Here is a 19608-nt window from a genome sequence, read left to right as displayed (position 1 = left end):
TTCTCGTAACGATATTCCTTCGGATAACAAACGACATAGCATTGAACGACATCCGTTTCCACGTTTCGACATCGCAATCGATGCCCGGGCGTCGACACTTCCCGTCGTTGATCCACGTAATGCGCAGCGACGATAACGATCTGCGAATCCGTTATTGGAACGCGCGCGTCGTGCTTCCTATACTGGCCTCCCGGTGCAAACGGCCCCGCCCTTCGAGGAACACCGCATGACTTCGTCGCACGCAGATACCGATCTTTCCACCGGCGCCGACTACGACGCACTCGCGAGCCGGTTTCGCCCCCTCTTCGAGCGCATCGCCGCCGGCACCGCCGAGCGCGAGCGCCGCCGCGAACTGCCGCACGAAGCGATCGGCTGGCTCAAGGCCGCCGGCTTCGGCGCCGTACGGCTGCCGGTGCGCGACGGCGGCGCCGGCGCGTCGCTGCCGCAGCTGTTCCGGCTGCTGACCGAACTCGCCGCCGCCGATTCCAATCTGCCGCAGGCGTTGCGCGGACACTTCGCGTTCGTCGAAGACTGGCTGAACGAGCCGCCCGGGCCGCTGCGCACGACGTGGTTCGACCGCTTCGCGAGCGGTCAGCTCGTCGGCAACGCATGGTCGGAAGCGGGCGACGTTCCGCTCGGTCAGACGCTCACCAAGGTGTCGGAGCAGAACGGCCGGCTCGTGCTGAACGGCCGCAAGTTCTACAGCACCGGCAGTTTGTTCGCGGACTGGATCGACGTATTCGCGCAGCGCGCGCACGACGGCAGCGACGTGATCGTCGCGGTCGCCACCGCGCAGCCCGGCGTGATCCGCGACGACGACTGGGACGGCTTCGGCCAGACGACGACCGGCAGCGGCACGACACGCTTCGAGAATGCCGCGGTCGATGCCGACAACGTGATCGATTTTGCCCGCCGCTTCAAATACCAGACCGCGTTCTACCAGCTGTTCCATGTCGCCACGCTGGCCGGCATCGGCCATGCGATCGTGCGCGACGCGGGCGAACTCGTGCGCAACCGCTCGCGCGTATACAGCCATGGCAACGCAGCGCGCGCCGGCGACGACGCGCAACTTCAGCAGGTGATCGGCGAAATCGCGTCGTGGGCCTATGCGGCCGATGCGCTCGCGCTGCGCGCCGCGCAGCCGCTGCAGCAGGCGTACGTCGCACGCTTCGGCGGTGACGACGAAGCCGAGCGTGCCGCGAACGTCGCAGCCGAAATCGAATCCGCGCAAAGCCAGCTCGTCGTGTCGGAACTCGTGCTGCGCGCGGCGACGCGCCTGTTCGACGCGCTCGGCGCGTCCGCGACGCGCAGCACGACCGCGCTCGATCGTCACTGGCGCAACGCGCGCACGGTGTCGTCGCACAATCCGCTCGTCTACAAGGCGCGGATCGTCGGCGACTGGGTCATCAACGGACGCACGCCACCGTTCGTCTGGCGCGTCGGCAACGGTGCAAGTGCTGGCGCAGACGCGGAGCCGGGAGCCGCACGATGAGCAAGACCATTCGCTTCAACGCGTTCGAGATGAATTGCGTCGGCCATCAGTCGCCCGGCCTGTGGGCGCATCCGCGCGATCGTTCGTGGCAGTACAAGGATCTCGACTACTGGACCGATCTCGCGCGCGTGCTCGAACGCGGGATCTTCGATGCGATCTTCATCGCGGACGTGATCGGCTATTACGACGTCTACCAAGGCAGCAACTATCACGCGCTGCATCAGGCCGCGCAGATTCCGGTCAACGATCCGCTGCAGCTCGCCGCGCCGATTGCGATGGCGACCGAGCATCTCGGCATCGGCATCACCGCGTCGACAACATTCGAGCATCCGTACACGTTCGCGCGCCGGCTGTCGACCGCCGACCATCACACCAAGGGCCGGCTCGCGTGGAATATCGTCACGTCGTATCTGGAGAGCGGCGCGAAGAACGTCGGCGACAACGGGCTGCGCACGCACGACGACCGCTATGCGGTCGCGGCCGAATACGTCGAGGTGCTGTACAAGCTGCTCGAAGGCAGCTGGGAAGACGGCGCGGTCGTGCGCGATCGCGACGGCCGCGTGTTCACGCATCCGGAGAAAGTGCACGAGATTGGCCACAAGGGGCGCTTCTTCGACGTGCCCGGCTATCACCTATGCGAACCGTCGCCGCAGCGCACGCCGGTGCTGTTCCAGGCCGGCGCGTCGGGCCCCGGCAAGGCGTTCGCCGCTCGACACGCCGAATGCGTGTTCGTCGCCGCGCCGACGCAACCGCAACTCGCACGCTATGTCGCCGACGTGCGCGCGCAAGCCGCGGCCGCGGGCCGCGACCCGCACGACGTGCTGATCTACAACCTCGTCACCGTGATCGTCGACGAGACCGACGAGAAGGCACAGGCGAAATTCGATGAGTATCGCCGTTATGTGTCGTACGACGGCTCGCTCGTGTTCATGTCCGGCTGGACCGGCATCGATTTCGGCCAGTACGCGCCGACCGATCCCGTGCGGCGCGTCGAGACGAATGCGATCGTGTCGGCTGTCGAGCATCTGGCCGGCGGCGATACCGCGTGGACGATCGAGGAGCTGGCGGCCTGGGGCGGCATCGGCGGGATGGGGCCGGTGTTCGTCGGTTCCGCGCGGACCGTCGCGGACATCCTGCAAGAATGGGTCGCCGCGACCGACGTCGACGGCTTCAATCTCGCGTATGCCGTTGCGCACGAAACCTTCGAGGACATCGTGCGCTACCTCGTGCCGGAGTTGCAGCGGCGCGGTGTCTACCCGACCGAATACGTGCCGGGCACGCTGCGCGAGAAGCTGTTCGGCGGGTCGGCGCGGCTGCCGGACGCGCATCCGGCCGCGCGGTTTCGCGACATCGAACAGGTCAAGCGCGATGCGCAACAGGTGGCCGACTACGCGTGACGGCATCGCGGCCGGACCGCATTCCCGACGGACGACCGCGTCACCGCCGCACCGGTCGCCCGGCGCACTGCCGCCGCTTGCGCCGCGCCTGTCAGGTCAAAGCCACGTCCCCCCTGCCGCTCGTGCGGCTCGTCGGCAAGCGCATCGAAATAGTCGCGCGCGTCGCGAAATCCGGCGTGCGCGGTAGCATGTCGCTTCGACCGGCGCACGGCGAGCGCATCGCGCGCCCGCCGCCGCCTCCCTCACCCAATCCGCAGGGAACCAAGCCATGTCTGTCTCGAAGAAGATCGCCGCCGTCACGGGCGCCGGATCCGGCATCGGTCGCGCCGCGGCAATCGCACTCGCGAACGCCGGATATACCGTCGCACTGATCGGACGCAAGGAAGCCTCGCTGCGTGAGACGAAAGAAGCGATCGGCGCCGCCCACGGCGACGCGCATGTCTTTCCGGCCGACGTCACCGACGAAGCATCGGTCGAACACGCGTTCGCGCAAATCGCGCAGCAGTTCGGGCGGCTGGACGTCCTCTTCAACAATGCCGGCCGCAATGCACCGGCCGTCCCGCTCGACGAATACGATTTCGGCGTATGGAACGACGTCGTCGCGACGAACCTGACGGGCGTCTTTCTCTGCGCGCGGGCCGCGTGGCGCGTGATGAAGGCGCAAACGCCGCAGGGTGGCCGGATCATCAACAACGGCTCGATCTCCGCCTATACGCCGCGCCCGAACACGATCGCATACACGGCCACCAAGCATGCGGTGGCCGGCATCACCAAGTCGCTCGCGCTCGACGGCCGTGCGTACAACATCGCGTGCGGGCAGATCGACATCGGCAACGCGGCGACGTCGTTGACGGATCGCATGACGGAAGGCGTGCCGCAGGCCGATGGACGCATGGCGCCCGAGGCGCGGATGGACGTCACGCATGTCGCGAATGCGGTCGTTCAGATGGCGAGCCTTCCGCTGGATACGAACATCCTGAACATGACGATCATGGCGACCACGATGCCGTTCGTGGGGCGCGGGTAACGCCGGACGCCGCGCAGCTTCCGCCGCTTCCGCCGCGCCCGGCCGCGCTGCCGGCCAAGCCGCCCGACCGCCCGGCGTCAATCGTCCTTGACAAGTTGCGCATCGCAACTAATATGAGTTGCGACACGCAACTTTCCCGGATCCGGCATGGACCTCATCGATATTCCGCCGAAGACTCGCGAAGCGACGATCCTCGAGCTTCGCGATTTTTCCCGCAAGCTGGTTCGCGAACTGGGCTTCATGCGCGCGACCCTGGCCGACAGCGATCTGGCGCCGTCCGCCGTTCACGCCGTTCTCGAAATAGGCATGGCGCCCGGAATCAGCGCGAAGGATCTGGGCAGCATTCTGCGCCTCGACAAATCGAACACGAGCAGGCAGCTTTCGCGGCTGGAAACGGCTGGCTTCGTCACGCGCCGCATCTCGCCCGACGACGCGCGTACGACGGCGTTGTACCTGACTGCCGACGGGCAAAAACTTCGCAGGAAGATCGACCAGTTCGCGACGCGTCAGGTGTCGAATGCGTTGCGCCGGATGGTCCCGGCGGACCAGCAAACCCTCGTCCGTTCGCTGGCGCTTTATAGCGACGCGCTCGCACAGGACAATGCCGCCGACGCGCGTCCGCCGAAAGTGGACGCCACGCAGATTGTCGACGGCTATCAGCCCGGCTGTATTGGCGACATAGCGAGCCTTCATGCACGGTTCTATTCGGAACACTGGGGGTTCGGCGCGTTCTTCGAGAAAAAGGTTGCGACGGAACTCGCGGAATTTGTCGGCACCCTGCCAATCGAGGGCAAGGCCCTGTGGCTCCATGCCGAAAACGGCCGCGCGCTCGCGTCCGTCGCAATAGACGGGAACAAGGCCACCGGAATCGCACATTTGCGATGGTTCATCGTCGACGATGGATTGCGCGGCTCCGGCATCGGGCGGCAACTGATGACGCGCGCAATGCATTTCGTCGACGAGCAGCAATTCGACGAGACATACCTGTGGACGTTCAGGGGGCTCGATTCGGCGCGTCACCTGTACGAATCGTTCGGCTTTACGCTGACCAGCGAATCGGAGGGCGCGCAATGGGGAACCAACGTCGTCGAGCAGCGCTTCAGCCGGCGCCGGTCAGGCACATGAGCCGCCGCGCGTTTCAACGGTCGTGATAAATCGCGAGCCAGACGCTCGGCTCGTCGGGATGCGTCCACGCGACGCGATGCCGGCAATGCGGTTCGATCAGCACGTAGTCGCCGGGACGCATGTCGTGCAGCGTCGCGTCCGCTTCGAACTCGAGCACCGCCGCGCCCGACAGCAGCACCACCCATTCGGCGCGCGAATCGTCATACCAGAACCCGTCGGGGCTCGTATGCCCCATCGACACGATCCGCTCGACGTTCAGGCGCGCGCCGGTGACGAGCACATCGACCCGCTCGTCGTCGCCGCGCGTTCCTTCGACGCTGAACAGGTTGCCGGTTTGAAGTTGCATGGTTCGACCTCGGGTCGGCCTTCGGCGGAAGGCGAATGACGCCCACTGTAGCGCGAAGGCCGACATCGCGGCGAACTTGTTTTACGGGTGCCGGCAACGCCTGGTGTACGTCATGAAGTCTTGCGGCCGCATGTCGTGACGCGCGTCATGCCGGCGGATGAAAGGCGACGACCTTGTTCCGGCCAGTCGCTTTCGCGTAATACAACGCCTCGTCGGCGGCCTTGATCACGGCGTCGGCCTCGGCATCGTGCTCGGGCGTCCAGATCGCCAGGCCGATACTGGCCGTGACGTGCCCGTGTTCGCTGCCGGCGTGTTCGAGCGGCAGCCCGTCGATCGCCGCGCGAATCCGCTCGGCAATCTGGGCGGCGCCCGGCTCGGATGTATCGGGGAGCAGCACGACGAATTCCTCTCCGCCATAGCGGGCCGCAGTATCGGCCGGCCGTCGGATGTTGTCGCCGATGCAGCGTGCGACCGCGGCCAGCGCGTCGTCGCCTGCCTGATGGCCGTAGGTATCGTTATAGGCCTTGAAGCGATCGACATCGACGAACAGCAACGAGAAAACCGATCGTGCCCGCCGCGCGCGACGCCATTCGCGATCCAGCACTTCCGCGAAGCTGCGGCGATTGTTCAGGCCTGTGAGACCGTCGGTGCGGGCCAGCAGCACGAGTTCCGACTCGGCGCGCATCCGGTGCCGTAACTGCGTGCCGAGCATGAAGGACACCGCGATGAACGCGGCGCCGAAGGTCGCCACCAGCGCGCCGATCGTCACGGCCCGGTGCCGCCATGCCGCATAGATATCCTGCTCCGCTTCCGCGACCATGATGATCAGCGGCAGCTTCGGCAAGTGCCTGAAGTAGTAGAGACGACGCACGCCGTCGAGCACCGAGGTTTCGGAGAACACGCCCTCACGCGCGGCCTGGAACCGCTTGAACGTCGCGGCCTGGCTGATGTTGCGACCGATGGTGTGGACGTCGTACGGCTGACGCATCACCATCACGCCGTCGTTGCCGATCAACGAGATCGATCCATGTTGTCCGAGCGACAGGCCGGCAAACAGGTGATGGAAATACTCGAGGTTGACCGCGATGAGCACGATGCCGGCAAACGAGCCGTCGGGGTTCGAGATCCGCCGCGTGAGCCCGATGCTGGGCGAACCACCCCGCAGGCGGGACGTGAACGGGTCGCTGACATAGAGCCCCGCATCCGGATTGTCGCGGTGGACGGTGAAGTACTTGCGATCGGCGAAATTGCCGTGGCGTGGAACGTCGTTGGCCGAATCGAGGACGATGTTGCCGCCGGCGTCGAGCACCAGCATCGAGCCGAGAAACTGTGCCGTCATCGCGTTATCGAACAGCACCGCGCGCCGCAGGCCCGCAGGCGCCGCCATCACGTCGTGACGTTGAAGCCCGGCGATGACCGCCTGCAGCGACAGGTCGTAGAGTTCGAAATTGCGTTCGATGTCGCGCTCGGCGATCAGTCCCAGATTGCGGGACGTTTCGCTCGCCCGCTCGAGCGCGTCGTTGCGGCTCTGGAACAATTGCAGCACGCACAGACCCATGAGCGCACAGGCGATCACGATACCGATCACGACGATCGTCTGGGGAGCCGCCGACCTGAATTTCATGTGTCTCCTCGATGATCACGCTCGTGCGCGGCGCACGACGCGATTACTTCATACTAAATAACGCGCGGTGGCATATCAAGCGGGGGATCCACCGGTCACGGCGCGCCAAATGCATGCGATGGCGGGCGTTGCCCAACCGGCCCTCACACGTCCGGGTCCGGAATCCTCGCCGACTGGATCACGACCAGCGTATCGCCCGCCTCGATCCGGCACGGCGGATCCTCGTAGAACGAATGAATCTTCCCGCAGCGATCGAGCCCGACGACGATCGCGCCCGGCACGACGTTCGTCATGCAGCCGATCTCGTGCGGCAATGCCTCGCGCTCGAGCAGCGTCGCCCGCCCGCGCGTCGACAGCATGTCGTTCACGAACGGCACGATGTAGCGGCTATGCACCGCGTCCGCGAGCAGCAGCGCGCCGATCTTCGTCGACGACACGATGACGTCCGCGCCCGCCTGCCGCAGTTGCCGCTGATACAGGTTCTCCTGGATCCGCACGACGATCTTCGTCTCCGGCGCGATGCTGCGCACCGACAGCGTCAGCAGGATCGCGGTCGGGTCGTCGGTCACCGAGATGATCACGGCCTTCGCCGCGCGCACCTGCGCCTGCTGCAGCAGATCCTCGTGCGCGGGATCGCCGAGCAGCCCGGTCACGCCTAGCGACGTCGCGGCCTCGAGCGCCTGTTGCTGCGCATCGATCACGATGATCGTCGATGGATCGACGCCGCTTTCGAGCAGCTCGCGCACGGCGATCGACCCCGACAAGCCGTAGCCGCATACGACGATGTGATCGGACAGTTGCTTCTGCAGGCGTTTCATGCGGAATTCCTCGATGACGCGCTGGATCACGAACTGATAGGCCGTGCCCAGAAAGATGAACCAGATGCCGATGCGGATCGGCACGATGAAGAACGCGTCGATCAGACGCGCGCGCGCGGTGACCGGCACGATGTCGCCGTAGCCGACCGTCGCGACCGTGACCATCGTGAAGTACACGAGGTCCGCGACGTTCATCGGCGTGCTCTTGGTCGAATCGCGCAGGCCGTCGCGATCGAGATACAGCACGAGAAACGCGAGCATGCACAGCACCACGACCGCGCCGAGACGAAACAGCAGCGTACGCCGCGGCGACGTCGCCGGACGCGTGAACAGCGTGCGCGCACGCGGCGCCCGCCATGGGTCGCGCGTGCGACGCAGGCGTGAGCGCAGCGAGCGGCGCTTGTCGGTGGGCGTTGCCAACGGGAAATCTCCTGAAGATTGCGGGCTCGATTCTACGACGGGAACATGCAGGCGCGTCCGCTACAGCATGCTGCGCGGCCGGACCATCGTGCCGTCGGCAAAACGCCGTGCACGGAACGCCGACAGGTCGAGCGACGGCTCGCCCGCATCTACCCATTCGGCCAGCAGCCGCCCGACGATCGGCCCCATCGCGAAGCCGTGCCCGCAAAAGCCGGTCGCGATCGCGAGCCCGGACGGCGTGCCGGGCGCGTCGATCACCGGAATCCCGTCGGGCAGCACGTCGATCAGGCCGGCCCAGGCCTCGACGATCTGCGCATCCTTCAGCGCAGGAAAGATCGTCTTCAACTTCGCGAGCGCGCGCGGCGCATGCGCGCGATTCGGCTGCGGCTGCGGATCGCGCGGCTCGATCGGGCCGCCGCCACCGCTGATGCGCGCGCAGGCATCGCGCCACGCCGCCGCATTCAGATGCAGCCGGAACTTCTCGCGCTGCGACCAGAACTCCGGCCAGAACAGGCTCAAGCCGCGCAGATGGCCGAGCGTCAGGTCGACGTCGACCTGCATGTCGTCGGCAAGGTTGATCGTGCCGTTCCTGCGTTGCCGAATGCCGAGGCCGTGGCCCCAGATCGTCGATGCGGACACGTCGGGCAGCACGTTGGTGCGCATGCAGGTGCCGCGCACGGCCTGTTGCGGCAGCCGGATGCCGACACCGTCGAGTAGCCGGAAGCTGGTCGCGCCGGCCGCGCAGATCACGCGCCGGGTGCGAATCGTGCCGCGCTCGGTCACGACGCCGACGACCGCGCCGCCGGCCGTCTCGATCGCCGTCACGCCGCAGCCTTCGAAGAAACGCGCGCCGGCTTCGTTCGCGCGCGCCGCGAACGCGGCAGCCACGCGGCGCGGCTCGGCCTGCCCGTCGGTCGCCGTATACAGCCCGCCGAGCGTGCGCGCTTGCGTCGCCAGGCCGGTCACGCGCGCGTCGATTTCCGCGCGTGTCAGCGTGCGCGTGTCGAGCCCGTGTTCGCGTGCGACGGCGAGCCATGCCTGGAACGATGCCCAGTCGTCTTCGTTGTCCGCCATATAGAGGCAACCGCCCTGGCGCCATTCGAGATCGAAGCCGAGCGCTTGCTCGAGCCCCTCCCAGATCCGCATGCCGGCCATCATCAGCGGCACTTCGGCGGACTCGCGGCCCTGCTGCCGCACGAAGCCCCAGGCACGCGTCGATTGCTGGCCGGCGATGCGCGACTTGTCGAGCACGACGGCCTTCAGGCCGCGCAGGCCGAGGTAATAGGCGGCCGCGCAGCCCATGATGCCGGCGCCGGCGATCACGATGTCGGCTTCGGCCGGAAACGCCGTGTCGGCGTGCGTCAATGCGTCATGCAGCGGATAGGTTGTCGTCATTGTTCTCTGTTGGCGTCGATACGTCGGGCGCATCCATCGACGTCCGCGATGGCGTGCACCGGATCAGGCGGTCGGGTCCCGGACAAGGCTGGCGAATGTGCGGGACGCTCGATGAACGGTCCGGCATCGGCCCTGCCGCCGGTCGTTTTTGCTCATCGGCCGTCCCCATTTTTTCGCCTTGACGGCGCTATGTTACCGCGCGATAAACTGTACATCCATACAGTATCGCTGCAGTAAAAATGATCCTCCCCCCATTCGATCCCCCGAAGCTGAACGACCTCACCGAATGGTGGACGAAGTGCACCTACGCCGACGTACAGCGCCTGATACTCGAAGTGCAGCACCTTCGCCTGACGCTGTGGGAACTGAAAGCGCACGTCGCGGATGCGTCGCGCCGGATCCGCGTGCTCGATCCGGCCATGCTCGCGCATGGCTCCGCGCTGCGGCGGCTCGGCTATCTGCTCGACAAGGAGATCGAACGCGCGAATCCGATCGGCCGCACGCGCGACGTGTATGCGCCGTTTTCGGATGAGTGGCGCGCCCGCGAAGCGCTGCGCTGTGCATTGCGTGCACGGCCCGAGCCCGCGGAAGCCGGCACGCTCCCGCGCGCGATTCCGGAATTTCAGCGCGTCACCTGGGCGGAGCTTCGCGATCGCTGGCGTCATCTGAGCGACAAGCAATCGACGCGGCAGAACATCGAGCAACGCATGGTGCTCGAGATCGCGCGCCAGCGATCCGTGATCCTCGCGCGAGCGAGGAAACTCGTCGATGCCGCGATAGCCGAAGCGGCGGCGGAAGGCAAACAGCTGTTCGCGCTCGATCAACTCAAGCGGCTGCTGTCGGTCGAGCGGGAGGATGGCGAACCGTTCACGTACATGCCGGCGTAGGTCGACAGCATTCGGCTGCCATCGATCGATGGGCGCGCCGGCGCGTGCGTCGATTCATCGGTTCGCACTTCTCAACAGGTGGAACATGGGGGGTCGTGGAATCGACGATCCTGCGGTGCTTCGCCAATGCCACCCACGCCGCGCATTCGGAACGTCCGTCGTGTTTTTCGCCGTGAATGAGCGTGCCCGCCCTGCACGGGCGAACGACGCGCTACGCGTAGCGGCTCAGCCACTCTTCGGAGAACTTCTTCGCATAGGCGACGGCATCCGCTTCGGTATCGAATTCGCCCAGCTTGCGGAATGCCGCCTCGCGGCTGAAACCCAGCTTCGTGACCTCGACCTGGGCGGCGTACTTGCCGTCCTCCGTCACGCGCGGTTCGCAGTTCATCTCGTACCCGCGCATCACAAATTTCTTCTGCATCGCTTCAACACTATTTTGAGACGGCGAAATCGTAGCATGGGCCCGCGCCGCATTCACGCCGGCTCCCGAAACGGGGCAGCATCGGCTTCATTAGAGTAAACCGTCAAACGATCCGCGTATAAGATGCGCTGCGTCGAGCCCGACGCACGACGTCCTGTAAAAATTTGTCGCGCCCAGGATGGCACGATGCCGCGATTCCGATCACGAACGTGCCCTGCACTGGTGCATTTCGTTGGCAGCGCGATGCGATTCCGTACTGCCGGACGAGGAATCCTGTCCCGGCCCCTCGCGATCCGCGCCTGAAGGTTGCGAACGGGCCAGCAGCGCGCGGCACACGCCGCCGGATCGCGCGTAACGTCGTGACACACCTTTCACAGAAACGCACCTTTCGCGACATGGAATGGCAGTCGTTTTGCGGTAAAGTTATCTTTTCCGCGCGTGGCCGGTCGGCTCGCCCCCTGGACGTCGTCAAGACTGTCCGCCGAGACTGCCGCAAGGCGTCGTTCTGAACGTCACGATCCGTTCCCGTAGCATGACCACTGAAGCAATCACCACGGATTCCCTCGCGGTTGCCGAGCGCGTGCGCGAGCTAATGACTCGCAACGGCATCGGCAAGCGCCAGCAAACCACCGAGCTGTGCCGCATCCTCGACCTGAGCTTTTCGCAGGGTCACCGCAAACTGCGCGGCAGCAGCCCCTGGACACTCGCGCAGATCAAGAAAGTCGCCGAAGCGTACGGCGAGCCCGCCGCTCAACTGTTCGGCGCGCAGACGCTCGACCCCGGCATGGTCGGCGCCTATTCGCAGGAAGCCGTCCTGTACGCCGGTGTCGCCGAAATTCCATGCACCGCCTGGATCGGCGCGCCGCTCGAAGCCGGCGCACGCCCCGAGTTCGTCGCGTACGAACAGAACGGCCGCTGGCGCGTGCTGCGCCACACGGGCGTGCTGTACCAGAACGCGTACGACGTGCACAAGATCGAGATCTATCCGCGCCGCGCGGAGAGCGACAAGCTCGTCGTCGCGGTGATCGATCCCGATCGCGTCAGCGCGACCGAGCTGTGCCGCTATCTCGAGCGGCAAGGTTTCGCGACGGCCGCATTCGACGGCCTCGCGCCGTTCGTCGACGCGCTGCAGGGCCAGGCGTTCGATGCGGTCGTCACCGAATGGCTGTTCGACGACAGCACGGCCGCCACCGCGATCAAGGCGGTGCGCACGTCCGACAATCCGGGCGCGCCCATCTTCGTGCTGACGGGCGACCTGCTCACGGGCCGCGCGAGCGAAGCGGACATCAGCGAAGTGATCCGCGCATTCGATGTCGTCTGCTACGAAAAACCCGCACGCATGGCGATCCTCAGCGCCGATCTCGCGAAGCGGCTCGCACGCGGGTAATTCCCGCACGCACGCCCCCTCTTTCGCATGGCCGGCGCCCGCGCGGCGCGGCGGCCGTGAACAGGTTCCTCAGTACAATAGCCGGACCCTGTTCACGACCGGCCTCAGCCGCCCGACCTCATGGCCCGCCTCATTCCCGACGACTGGAGAAGCCTCGCCGCCACCGGTGCGGCCGAACGCGAGCGCGAGACGCTTGCCGCCCTTGAACACACGCTGCCGGACAGCTACACCGTCTATCACGGCGTGCACTGGACGCGTGCCGACCAGGGCTTCTCGGTGTTCGGCGAAGCGGCGTTCGTCGTCGTGAGCCCGTCCGGCCGCGTGCTGCTGATCGAGCAGAAGGCCGGCTTCCTGCGCGAAACGCCGAAGGGGCTCGTGAAGGTCTACCTGCAGAAGGAGCGCAACGTCCCGATCCAGCTTGCGCGCACGCAGGAGACGCTGCACAGGCGCCTGACCGCCGCGCTCGGCGCGGGCGTCTATGGCGTCGAGGCGCTGCTGTACTGCCCCGACTACTCGATCCGCGAGACGGCGATCGCCGGCGTCGCGGCCGACCGCATCGTCGACGCATCGCGCAAGGCGCAGCTCGCTCAGGCGATCCTGCAGATCCTGCCCGAGCACGACGAACCGTTGCCGAACGCCGCGAAGCTGCATCATTTCTTCGCGGATGAGCTGGCGCTCACGCCCGACACGAGCGCGCTCGTCGGGCAGGCCGGCACGCTCGTCACGCGGCTGTCGGGCGGGCTCGCCGCGTGGGCGCGCCAGCTCGAGTTCACGCCGTTCCGCTTGCGTGTGACGGGCACCGCGGGTTCGGGCAAGACGCAGCTCGCCGTGCAGGTGATGCGCGACGCGGTCGCGGCCGGCAAGCGCGTGCTTTACGTATGCTTCAACCGGCCGCTCGCCGACTACATCGCGCGCATCGCGCCGCCCGGCGCGAAGATCGCGAACTACCATCAGCTGTGCGACTGGGTGGCCCGCGACGGCGGCTATACGCCCGACTTCGACGCGCCCGGCGCGTTCGAGCGGCTCGAGGCGTGCTTCGCGGAAGCGCCGGTGCCGGAACGCTGGCGCTTCGATGTGCTGATCGTCGACGAGGGGCAGGATTTCCACGCGCCGTGGGCGGCGGCGCTGGAGCGTCTGCTGGCGCCGAACGGTGCATGGTGGTGGCTGGAAGATCCGCTGCAGAACCTTTATCTGCGCGAACCCGTCGCGCTGCCCGGCTGGGTCACGCTGAAGGCGCTGACGAACTACCGCAGCCCGCGCGACCTGCTCGAATTCGTGCGCGACGTGGTCGGCCGCGTCGAGCCGCTCGCGGCCGAACTGCGCTCGGGCAGCCCGTTCGACGGTTCCGATCCGTCGGTGTCGTCATACGGGGAAGACGACGCGGCGGGCGACGCGCTCGCCGACGCGTGCATCGACGCGACCAAGCGCGCGATCACGCACGCGCTGTCGCTCGGCTTCCGCAAGCAGGACATCGCGGTGCTGTCGTATCGCGGCCGCGAAAGCTCGGTGCTCGCGCGGCTCGATCAGCTCGGCCCGCATCGGGTCAAGCGCTTCACGGGCAAGTACGACCTGTTCGGCAACCCTGAATATCGCGAAGGCGACGTGCTGCTCGATTCGATCTATCGCTTCAAGGGGCAGTCCGCGCCGTGCGTGATCCTCACCGAGATCGACTTCGACACGCTCGATGCGCGCGCGGCCCGCAAGCTGTTCGTCGGCGCGACGCGCGCGACGATGAAGCTGCTGCTCGTCGCGTCGGCGCGCTCGGCCGCGCAGCTCACAAGCAGCTGACGCGGCGGTCAGCGGGCGGCGGGGGCGCGTGGAACCGACGCCCCGCCCGCCAGCGCGTCACGCGACGCGAAACGCCCCCACCGCCCGGCGCAAGCCGTCGGCCTGCTCCTCGAGCGAAGCGGCGGCGGCCGCCGCCTGCTCGACCAGCGCCGCGTTCTGCTGCGACACCTGATCCATCTGCGACACCGCGCGATTCACCTGCTCGATCCCGTCGCGCTGCTCGTTCGACGCGGCCGCGATCTCGGTCATGATGCCCGTCACGCGGCCGATCGCCTGCTGGATGTCCTGCATCGTCGCGCCGGCCACGCCGACCAGCCGCGACCCCGTCGCGACACGCTCGACCGACTCGCCGATCAGCGTGCGGATCTCCTTCGCGGCCGACGCCGAGCGCTGCGCGAGCGTGCGCACCTCGCCCGCGACCACGGCGAAGCCGCGGCCCTGCTCGCCTGCGCGCGCGGCTTCGACCGCCGCATTCAGCGCAAGGATGTTGGTCTGGAACGCGATGCCCTCGATCGTGCCGATGATGTCGGCCACCTTCTGCGAACTCTGGTCGATCTCGTTCATCGTGCCGATCACTTCGCCGACGACCGTCGCGCCGCGCGTCGCGATCTCGCTCGCGTTGTCCGCGCACGCCTGCGCCTCGACCGCGTGATCGGCGTTCTGCTTCACGGTCGCCGTCAGCTGTTCCATGCTCGCGGCCGTCTCCTGCAGCGCGGACGCCTGCTCCTCGGTGCGCTGCGACAGGTCGGTGTTGCCGGCCGCGATCTGGTGCGTCGCGGTCGAGATCGCTTCGGAGCCCTGGGTGACCTGACGCACCGTATCGGCGAGGCTGCGCTGCATGCCCGTCACGCCCTTGACCAGCTCGGCCATCTCGTCGCGCGACGACCAGCGCACTTCCGACGTCAGGTCGCCGTCCGACAGGCGGCGGAAATGCGACAGCAGGCGGTTCACCGGTTGCGTGATCGCGAAATGCAGGCCGATCGCGCAGCCGAGGCACGCGGCGAGACCGAACGCAATGCCGGCGATCGCGCCCGCGCGCATCCAGCCGTAATAGGTCTGCGCGGTGTCGTAGACGTCCTTGCCGCGCGCGGCCTGGTACGCGTCGAGCGCATCGGTCGCCTGCGTGAGCGCGACCGACAGCGGCGGCGCGACCGTCATCAGCAGCCGGTCGGCATCGTCGCGATGGCCCGCGCGGATCGCGTCGATCATCGGCTTCAACGCCTGTCCGATCAGCGCCTGGCGCGCGGTGTCGAGCCGCGTCGCGAGCGGGCCTTCGTCGCCGTCGTGCGGCATCGTCGCGTAGGTGCGCCACGCGGCGTCGGCCTTCGCGAGATAGTTCTCGGCCTTGCTGACGAGATCGGGCACTTCGGGCGCCTCGGGATGCAGCAGCGCGCGGTCAAGCGTGGTGCGCACGATCGTGAGGTTCAGGTTCGCGGCGGACAGCGCGGTCTTCGCGGCCAGCTCGCGTGTATAGGCTTCATCGAGCGCGCGGTTCGAGCGCTGCATGCCGGTCAGGCCGATCAGGCCCGATACGACGAGCAGCGCGGCAACGAGGCCGAGCGTGGAAAAAATCCGCGTACGGATCGAGAAGCGGGAAAACAGGGCGTTCAGGTTCATGACGGGACGTGAGCGGTAAAGAGTGCCGCGGCAATCGGTCCGCGGCACTCTGGATTACGGTTTGCCTGCAAAAAACTTGAGCCCTGTCCTTTCTCGGGCTGATCGCGATCAATTTTCCGGTCGGCAATCTTCTGTTACCGATGCAACAAATCAAGGCTCGGCAGAAATTGACCAGGCAATGACTTACCTCTATATTCCGGTCAATTCCCTGCCACGGCAGATATCTCGATGAGAACCGATACCCTCCTTGCCCCACCGGCCGCCGAAGCGGCCCGCCGCGACGCACCGACCGGGCTGATCATCGCTGCGCTGCTGCTCGTCATGCTGCTGTCTGCGCTCGACCAGACGATCGTATCGACCGCGCTGCCGACCATCGTCGGCGAGCTCGGCGGCCTCGACCAGTTGTCGTGGGTCGTCACCGCCTACCTGCTGTCGTCGACGGTCGTGCTGCCGCTGTACGGCAAGCTCGGCGACCTGTATGGCCGCAAGATCGTGCTGCAGGCCGCGATCGTGCTGTTTCTCGCCGGTTCCGCGCTGTGCGGCATGGCGCAGGACATGACGCAACTGATCGTGCTGCGCGCGCTCCAAGGGCTCGGCGGCGGCGGGCTGATGGTCGTCACGATGGCCGCGATCGGCGACCTCGTGCCGCCCGACCGCCGGGCGCGCTATCAGGGGATGTTCGGCGGCGTGTACGGCCTCGCGACGATCGTCGGGCCGCTGCTCGGCGGCTTCCTGGTCGAACATCTGTCGTGGCGCTGGATCTTCACGATCAACCTGCCGCTCGGTTTCGTCGCGCTCGCGGTGATCGGCATCGCGTTCCGGCCGCATACCGCGCACGTGAAGCACCGGATCGACTACATGGGCGCGGCGTTCCTCGCGACGGCCCTCACCTGCGTGATCCTGTTCACGAGCGAAGGCGGTTCGCTGCTGCCGTGGTCGTCGCCGCAGCTGTGGATGACGCTGGTGCTCGGCATCGTCGCGGTCGGCGGCTTCATCTACGAGGAACGGCTCGCGGCCGAGCCGATCATGCCGCTCGAACTGTTCCGCCAGCGCACCTTCGTGCTGATGAGCCTGATCGGCTTCGTCGTCGGCATCGCGCTGTTCGGTTCGGTCACGTTCATTCCGCTCTATCTGCAGGTCGTGAAAGGCTCGACGCCGTCGCAGGCCGGAATGCAGCTGCTGCCGATGATGGGCGGGATGCTCGCGATGTCGGTCGCGAGCGGCCGGCTGATCTCGCGGCTCAGCACGTATCGGCCGTTCCCGATCGCGGGGACGCTGATCGGCGGCATCGCGATGGCGCTGTTGTCGACGCTGTCGCTCGACACGCCGCTGCACACGATGTACGCGTACATGGCGCTGCTCGGGATCGGGCTCGGCATGGTGATGCCGGTGCTCACGCTCGCGGTGCAGAACACCGTCGAATTCCGGCACATGGGAGTCGCGACGTCGGGCGCGACGCTGTTCCGCTCGATCGGCGGCTCGCTCGGCGTCGCCGCATTCGGCGCGCTGTTCTCGCACGGGCTGCAGTCGCGGATCACGCAGGCACTGCCGGCCGGCACGGAGCTGCCGCCCGCCCTCGGTCCGGCGGCCGTGCACCAGTTGCCGGATGCGGTGCGCGACGCGTACCTGCATGCGTTCGCCGGGTCGCTGCACGTGGTGTATCTCTCGGCCGCGGGCGTGATCGCGATCGCCTTCGTGCTCGCGTGGTTCGTCGAGAGCGCGCCGCTGCGCAAGCATCACTGATCGGCGGGCACGCAGCGGCACCGTGGCTCCGCCGCCAGCCCGCCGAGACGACCATTCACGACGCGCGGTCCGCCGTCACGGCACCAGCACCACCCCACCCGTCGTCTGTCGCGATTCCAGCAAGCGATGCGCGTCGGCCGCCTGCTCGAGCCGCAGCCGCGCGCCGATCTCCACGTGCATCCCGCCCGCGAACCGCTCGAGCGTCGCGTGCGCCGCCTCGCGATACCCCGCCACGTCACGCGCGATGAAGCCCAGCACGCTCGGCCGCGCCAGCGCGATCGAGCGGGCCGGGCCCAGTTCGTCGAGGTCGATCGTCTGCCGGGCGCCGATCGCGGCAACCTGCCCGATGCTCGCGACCATCCCGAACGGCCGGACCGCGCCGAGCGTACGCGTCAGCACATCGCCGCCGATCCCGTCGATCGCATAGTCGACGCCCGCGCCGCCGCCGAACGCACGGGCCGCCGCGACGAAATCCGCCTCGCGATAGTCGACCACCACTTCCGCCCCACGCGCGCGCACCAGTGCCGCCTTCGCGGCCGAGCCGACCGTGCCGATCACCCGCGCGCCGAGCGCGCGCGCCCACTGCGTCGCCAGCAACCCGACGCCGCCGGCCGCCGCGTGCACGAGGACGGTGTCGCCGGCCGCCACCTGGCGCACGCGGTGCAGCAGCATGTAGACCGTGATGCCTTTCAGCAGCCCGGCCGCGACCGCGTCGTCGCTCACGCCGTCGGGCACCGGCACCACGCGCTCGGCAGGCAGCGTTCGCACGCTCGCGTAGCTGCCGGTCGGCAGCCCCGCATACGCGACGCGCTGGCCCGGCACCAGCCCCGTCACGCCGGGCCCGACCGCATCGACCACGCCGGCTGCCTCGACACCGAGCGCGTCCGGCAGTGTCGGCAACGGATGCGCGCCGGTCCTGAAATAAATGTCGACGAAATTCACGCCGACGGCGGTCTGGCGAATCCGCACCTCGCCCGCGCCGGGCGGCACCACAGGCGCATCGAAGCGGCGCAGCACGCCGGCGTCGCCGTAGCGGTCGATCCCGATCCGGGTGGCGGTGGCAGTTTGGGTCATGACGTTCCTCGCAATCGAATGATGTGACACGATCATCGCATCGTGCATAATCGATCGGAATTCCCGTTTCACGCCCATCTACCGTGCAAAATTCGACCGATCCGACGCCGGCGCCCGCGCCGCCGATGAGCTGGGACGACCTCCGCTATTTCCTGGCGGTGATGCGCGGCGGCAGCCTGTCGGCCGCCGCGCGGGCGCTGCAGGTGCAGCACTCGACGGTCGCCCGGCGCATCGATGCGCTGGAGTCCGCGCTCGGCATCCGGCTGTTCGACCGGCTGCCGCGCGGCTGGCCGCCGACCGACGAAGGCCTGCACCTCGCCGAGCATGCCGCGCGCGTCGAAGCCGACGTGCATGCATTCGCGCGCGCCGCGCAGGGGGCGGCGGCGCTCGACGGTGTCGTGCGCGTGTCGGCGTCGCCGGTGTTCGCGAGCCACTTTCTCGCGCCGCGGCTCGCCCGCGCGCAGCGCGCATGGCCCGCGCTGCGGATCGACCTGATGGGCGAAATGCACGCGGCCAATCTGTACGCGCGCGAAGCCGACCTCGCGGTGCGCCTGTCGCGGCCGAGCGAGCCGGGGCTGGCCGCGCGCCGGCTCGGCACGATGCGCTTCGCGCTGTGCGCATCGCCCGACTGGGCCGCCGCGCCGCCCGACACCTGGGCATTCCTCGGCTACGACGACGCACTCGCACAAATGCCGCAGCAGCAATGGCTCGAACGCTTCGCGGCCGGGCGCCGCTTCGCGTTCATCGCCAACGACCTCGCCGCGCTGCATCGTGCGTGCGTGGCCGGCGCGGGCGTCGCGTTGCTGCCGCGCTTTCTCGTCGACACGTCGGCGACGGAGGCAGACGCGGGCACGCCGGCTTTGGCCGATCCGTCGCTGTCGACCGCCGCCGCGCTCGTCGAGTTGACGTCCGCGCCCCGTTGCGATGTCGAGCGCGAGATCTGGCTCGTCGTGCACCCGGACGTGCGGCGCTCGCCGCGCGTGCAACGCGTCGCGGATGCCATCGCCGACGCGGTTCGCGACGCGGACGGCCATTTGTAGGCTCGGC

Annotated in this window: 16 protein-coding genes; 9 read left to right on the top strand and 7 right to left on the bottom strand. The window is 67.5% G+C overall.

Annotated features, from left to right (window positions below; genetic code table 11):
* Positions 1-226 precede the first annotated feature (226 nt).
* The 4 genes from HWX25_RS18000 (at position 227) to HWX25_RS17985 (ending at position 5041) form a co-directional block, all read left to right on the top strand.
* Complete coding sequence (locus HWX25_RS18000) at positions 227-1492, top strand: acyl-CoA dehydrogenase family protein (RefSeq protein WP_175909485.1); 1266 nt, start codon at positions 227-229, stop codon at positions 1490-1492.
* A complete protein-coding gene (locus HWX25_RS17995) occupies positions 1489-2889 on the top strand; it encodes an LLM class flavin-dependent oxidoreductase (protein WP_175909483.1) in 1401 nt (466 codons plus the stop codon). Before HWX25_RS18000 ends, HWX25_RS17995 begins: the two co-directional genes overlap by 4 nt.
* 268 nt (positions 2890-3157) lie before the next feature.
* A complete protein-coding gene (locus HWX25_RS17990; protein WP_175909482.1) occupies positions 3158-3916 on the top strand; it encodes an SDR family oxidoreductase in 759 nt (252 codons plus the stop codon).
* A 147-nt stretch (positions 3917-4063) separates the two neighbouring features.
* On the top strand, positions 4064-5041 hold the full coding sequence (locus HWX25_RS17985) for a helix-turn-helix domain-containing GNAT family N-acetyltransferase (RefSeq protein WP_175909480.1): 978 nt from the start codon (positions 4064-4066) through the stop codon (positions 5039-5041).
* Positions 5042-5054: 13 nt separating this feature from the next.
* Here HWX25_RS17985 and HWX25_RS17980 read toward each other — a convergent pair whose 3' ends face one another.
* From HWX25_RS17980 to HWX25_RS17965, 4 genes are all read right to left on the bottom strand, one after another.
* Positions 5055-5387 (bottom strand): cupin domain-containing protein, encoded by a 333-nt coding sequence (locus HWX25_RS17980; protein ID WP_059819300.1) that lies wholly within the window; start codon positions 5385-5387, stop codon positions 5055-5057.
* Positions 5388-5532: 145 nt separating this feature from the next.
* On the bottom strand, positions 5533-7011 hold the full coding sequence (locus HWX25_RS17975) for a sensor domain-containing diguanylate cyclase (protein ID WP_175909478.1): 1479 nt from the start codon (positions 7009-7011) through the stop codon (positions 5533-5535).
* A 143-nt stretch (positions 7012-7154) separates the two neighbouring features.
* Complete coding sequence (locus HWX25_RS17970; RefSeq protein WP_175909476.1) at positions 7155-8249, bottom strand: potassium channel family protein; 1095 nt, start codon at positions 8247-8249, stop codon at positions 7155-7157.
* A 60-nt stretch (positions 8250-8309) separates the two neighbouring features.
* The gene (locus HWX25_RS17965; RefSeq protein WP_175909474.1) at positions 8310-9644 is read right to left on the bottom strand and encodes an FAD-binding oxidoreductase; all 1335 of its coding nucleotides are present in this window, start codon (positions 9642-9644) and stop codon (positions 8310-8312) included.
* Positions 9645-9883: 239 nt separating this feature from the next.
* Here HWX25_RS17965 and HWX25_RS17960 point away from each other — a divergent pair, with 239 nt between their 5' ends.
* A complete protein-coding gene (locus HWX25_RS17960) occupies positions 9884-10531 on the top strand; it encodes a hypothetical protein (RefSeq protein WP_175909472.1) in 648 nt (215 codons plus the stop codon).
* 211 nt (positions 10532-10742) lie between these two features.
* Here the strand turns inward: HWX25_RS17960 and HWX25_RS17955 are convergent, their stop codons facing one another.
* The gene (locus HWX25_RS17955; RefSeq protein ID WP_059464641.1) at positions 10743-10952 is read right to left on the bottom strand and encodes a hypothetical protein; all 210 of its coding nucleotides are present in this window, start codon (positions 10950-10952) and stop codon (positions 10743-10745) included.
* A gap of 532 nt (positions 10953-11484) precedes the next feature.
* On the opposite strand from HWX25_RS17955, the gene HWX25_RS17950 reads away from it, so the two are divergent.
* Together HWX25_RS17950 and HWX25_RS17945 are read left to right on the top strand one after the other, a co-directional pair.
* Complete coding sequence (locus tag HWX25_RS17950; protein ID WP_059464640.1) at positions 11485-12339, top strand: helix-turn-helix domain-containing protein; 855 nt, start codon at positions 11485-11487, stop codon at positions 12337-12339.
* A gap of 120 nt (positions 12340-12459) precedes the next feature.
* Positions 12460-14127 (top strand): ATP-dependent helicase, encoded by a 1668-nt coding sequence (locus tag HWX25_RS17945; RefSeq protein WP_175909469.1) that lies wholly within the window; start codon positions 12460-12462, stop codon positions 14125-14127.
* A gap of 57 nt (positions 14128-14184) precedes the next feature.
* On the opposite strand, the gene HWX25_RS17940 is transcribed toward HWX25_RS17945, so the two are convergent.
* On the bottom strand, positions 14185-15744 hold the full coding sequence (locus tag HWX25_RS17940) for a methyl-accepting chemotaxis protein (protein ID WP_059533983.1): 1560 nt from the start codon (positions 15742-15744) through the stop codon (positions 14185-14187).
* A gap of 228 nt (positions 15745-15972) precedes the next feature.
* Between HWX25_RS17940 and HWX25_RS17935 the strand changes: the two genes are divergently transcribed.
* Entirely contained in the window at positions 15973-17487 is a 1515-nt protein-coding gene (locus HWX25_RS17935; RefSeq protein ID WP_175909467.1) for an MDR family MFS transporter, read from the top strand.
* Between the two features lie 75 nt (positions 17488-17562).
* On the opposite strand, the gene HWX25_RS17930 is transcribed toward HWX25_RS17935, so the two are convergent.
* Complete coding sequence (locus tag HWX25_RS17930) at positions 17563-18561, bottom strand: quinone oxidoreductase (protein ID WP_175909465.1); 999 nt, start codon at positions 18559-18561, stop codon at positions 17563-17565.
* Positions 18562-18686: 125 nt separating this feature from the next.
* Between HWX25_RS17930 and HWX25_RS17925 the strand changes: the two genes are divergently transcribed.
* Positions 18687-19601: a LysR family transcriptional regulator gene (locus HWX25_RS17925; RefSeq protein ID WP_175909544.1), complete on the top strand. Its 915-nt coding sequence runs from the start codon at positions 18687-18689 to the stop codon at positions 19599-19601.
* The last annotated feature ends 7 nt before the right edge of the window (positions 19602-19608 follow it).

It is taken from the genome of Burkholderia sp. BCC1640 (assembly GCF_902833125.1).
GTDB lineage: Bacteria > Pseudomonadota > Gammaproteobacteria > Burkholderiales > Burkholderiaceae > Burkholderia > Burkholderia diffusa.
Note: the sequence above shows the minus strand (reverse complement) of the source record. Positions and strands in the feature narration are given on the sequence as shown.

Coding starts and splice junctions, on each gene's coding strand:
- HWX25_RS18000 (WP_175909485.1), top strand. CDS start 227: ATGACTTCGTCGCACGCAGATACCGATCTTTCCACCGGCGCCGACTAC.
- HWX25_RS17995 (WP_175909483.1), top strand. CDS start 1,489: ATGAGCAAGACCATTCGCTTCAACGCGTTCGAGATGAATTGCGTCGGC.
- HWX25_RS17990 (WP_175909482.1), top strand. CDS start 3,158: ATGTCTGTCTCGAAGAAGATCGCCGCCGTCACGGGCGCCGGATCCGGC.
- HWX25_RS17985 (WP_175909480.1), top strand. CDS start 4,064: ATGGACCTCATCGATATTCCGCCGAAGACTCGCGAAGCGACGATCCTC.
- HWX25_RS17980 (WP_059819300.1), bottom strand. CDS start 5,387: ATGCAACTTCAAACCGGCAACCTGTTCAGCGTCGAAGGAACGCGCGGC.
- HWX25_RS17975 (WP_175909478.1), bottom strand. CDS start 7,011: ATGAAATTCAGGTCGGCGGCTCCCCAGACGATCGTCGTGATCGGTATC.
- HWX25_RS17965 (WP_175909474.1), bottom strand. CDS start 9,644: ATGACGACAACCTATCCGCTGCATGACGCATTGACGCACGCCGACACG.
- HWX25_RS17960 (WP_175909472.1), top strand. CDS start 9,884: ATGATCCTCCCCCCATTCGATCCCCCGAAGCTGAACGACCTCACCGAA.
- HWX25_RS17955 (WP_059464641.1), bottom strand. CDS start 10,952: ATGCAGAAGAAATTTGTGATGCGCGGGTACGAGATGAACTGCGAACCG.
- HWX25_RS17950 (WP_059464640.1), top strand. CDS start 11,485: ATGACCACTGAAGCAATCACCACGGATTCCCTCGCGGTTGCCGAGCGC.
- HWX25_RS17945 (WP_175909469.1), top strand. CDS start 12,460: ATGGCCCGCCTCATTCCCGACGACTGGAGAAGCCTCGCCGCCACCGGT.
- HWX25_RS17940 (WP_059533983.1), bottom strand. CDS start 15,744: ATGAACCTGAACGCCCTGTTTTCCCGCTTCTCGATCCGTACGCGGATT.
- HWX25_RS17935 (WP_175909467.1), top strand. CDS start 15,973: ATGAGAACCGATACCCTCCTTGCCCCACCGGCCGCCGAAGCGGCCCGC.
- HWX25_RS17930 (WP_175909465.1), bottom strand. CDS start 18,561: ATGACCCAAACTGCCACCGCCACCCGGATCGGGATCGACCGCTACGGC.
- HWX25_RS17925 (WP_175909544.1), top strand. CDS start 18,687: ATGAGCTGGGACGACCTCCGCTATTTCCTGGCGGTGATGCGCGGCGGC.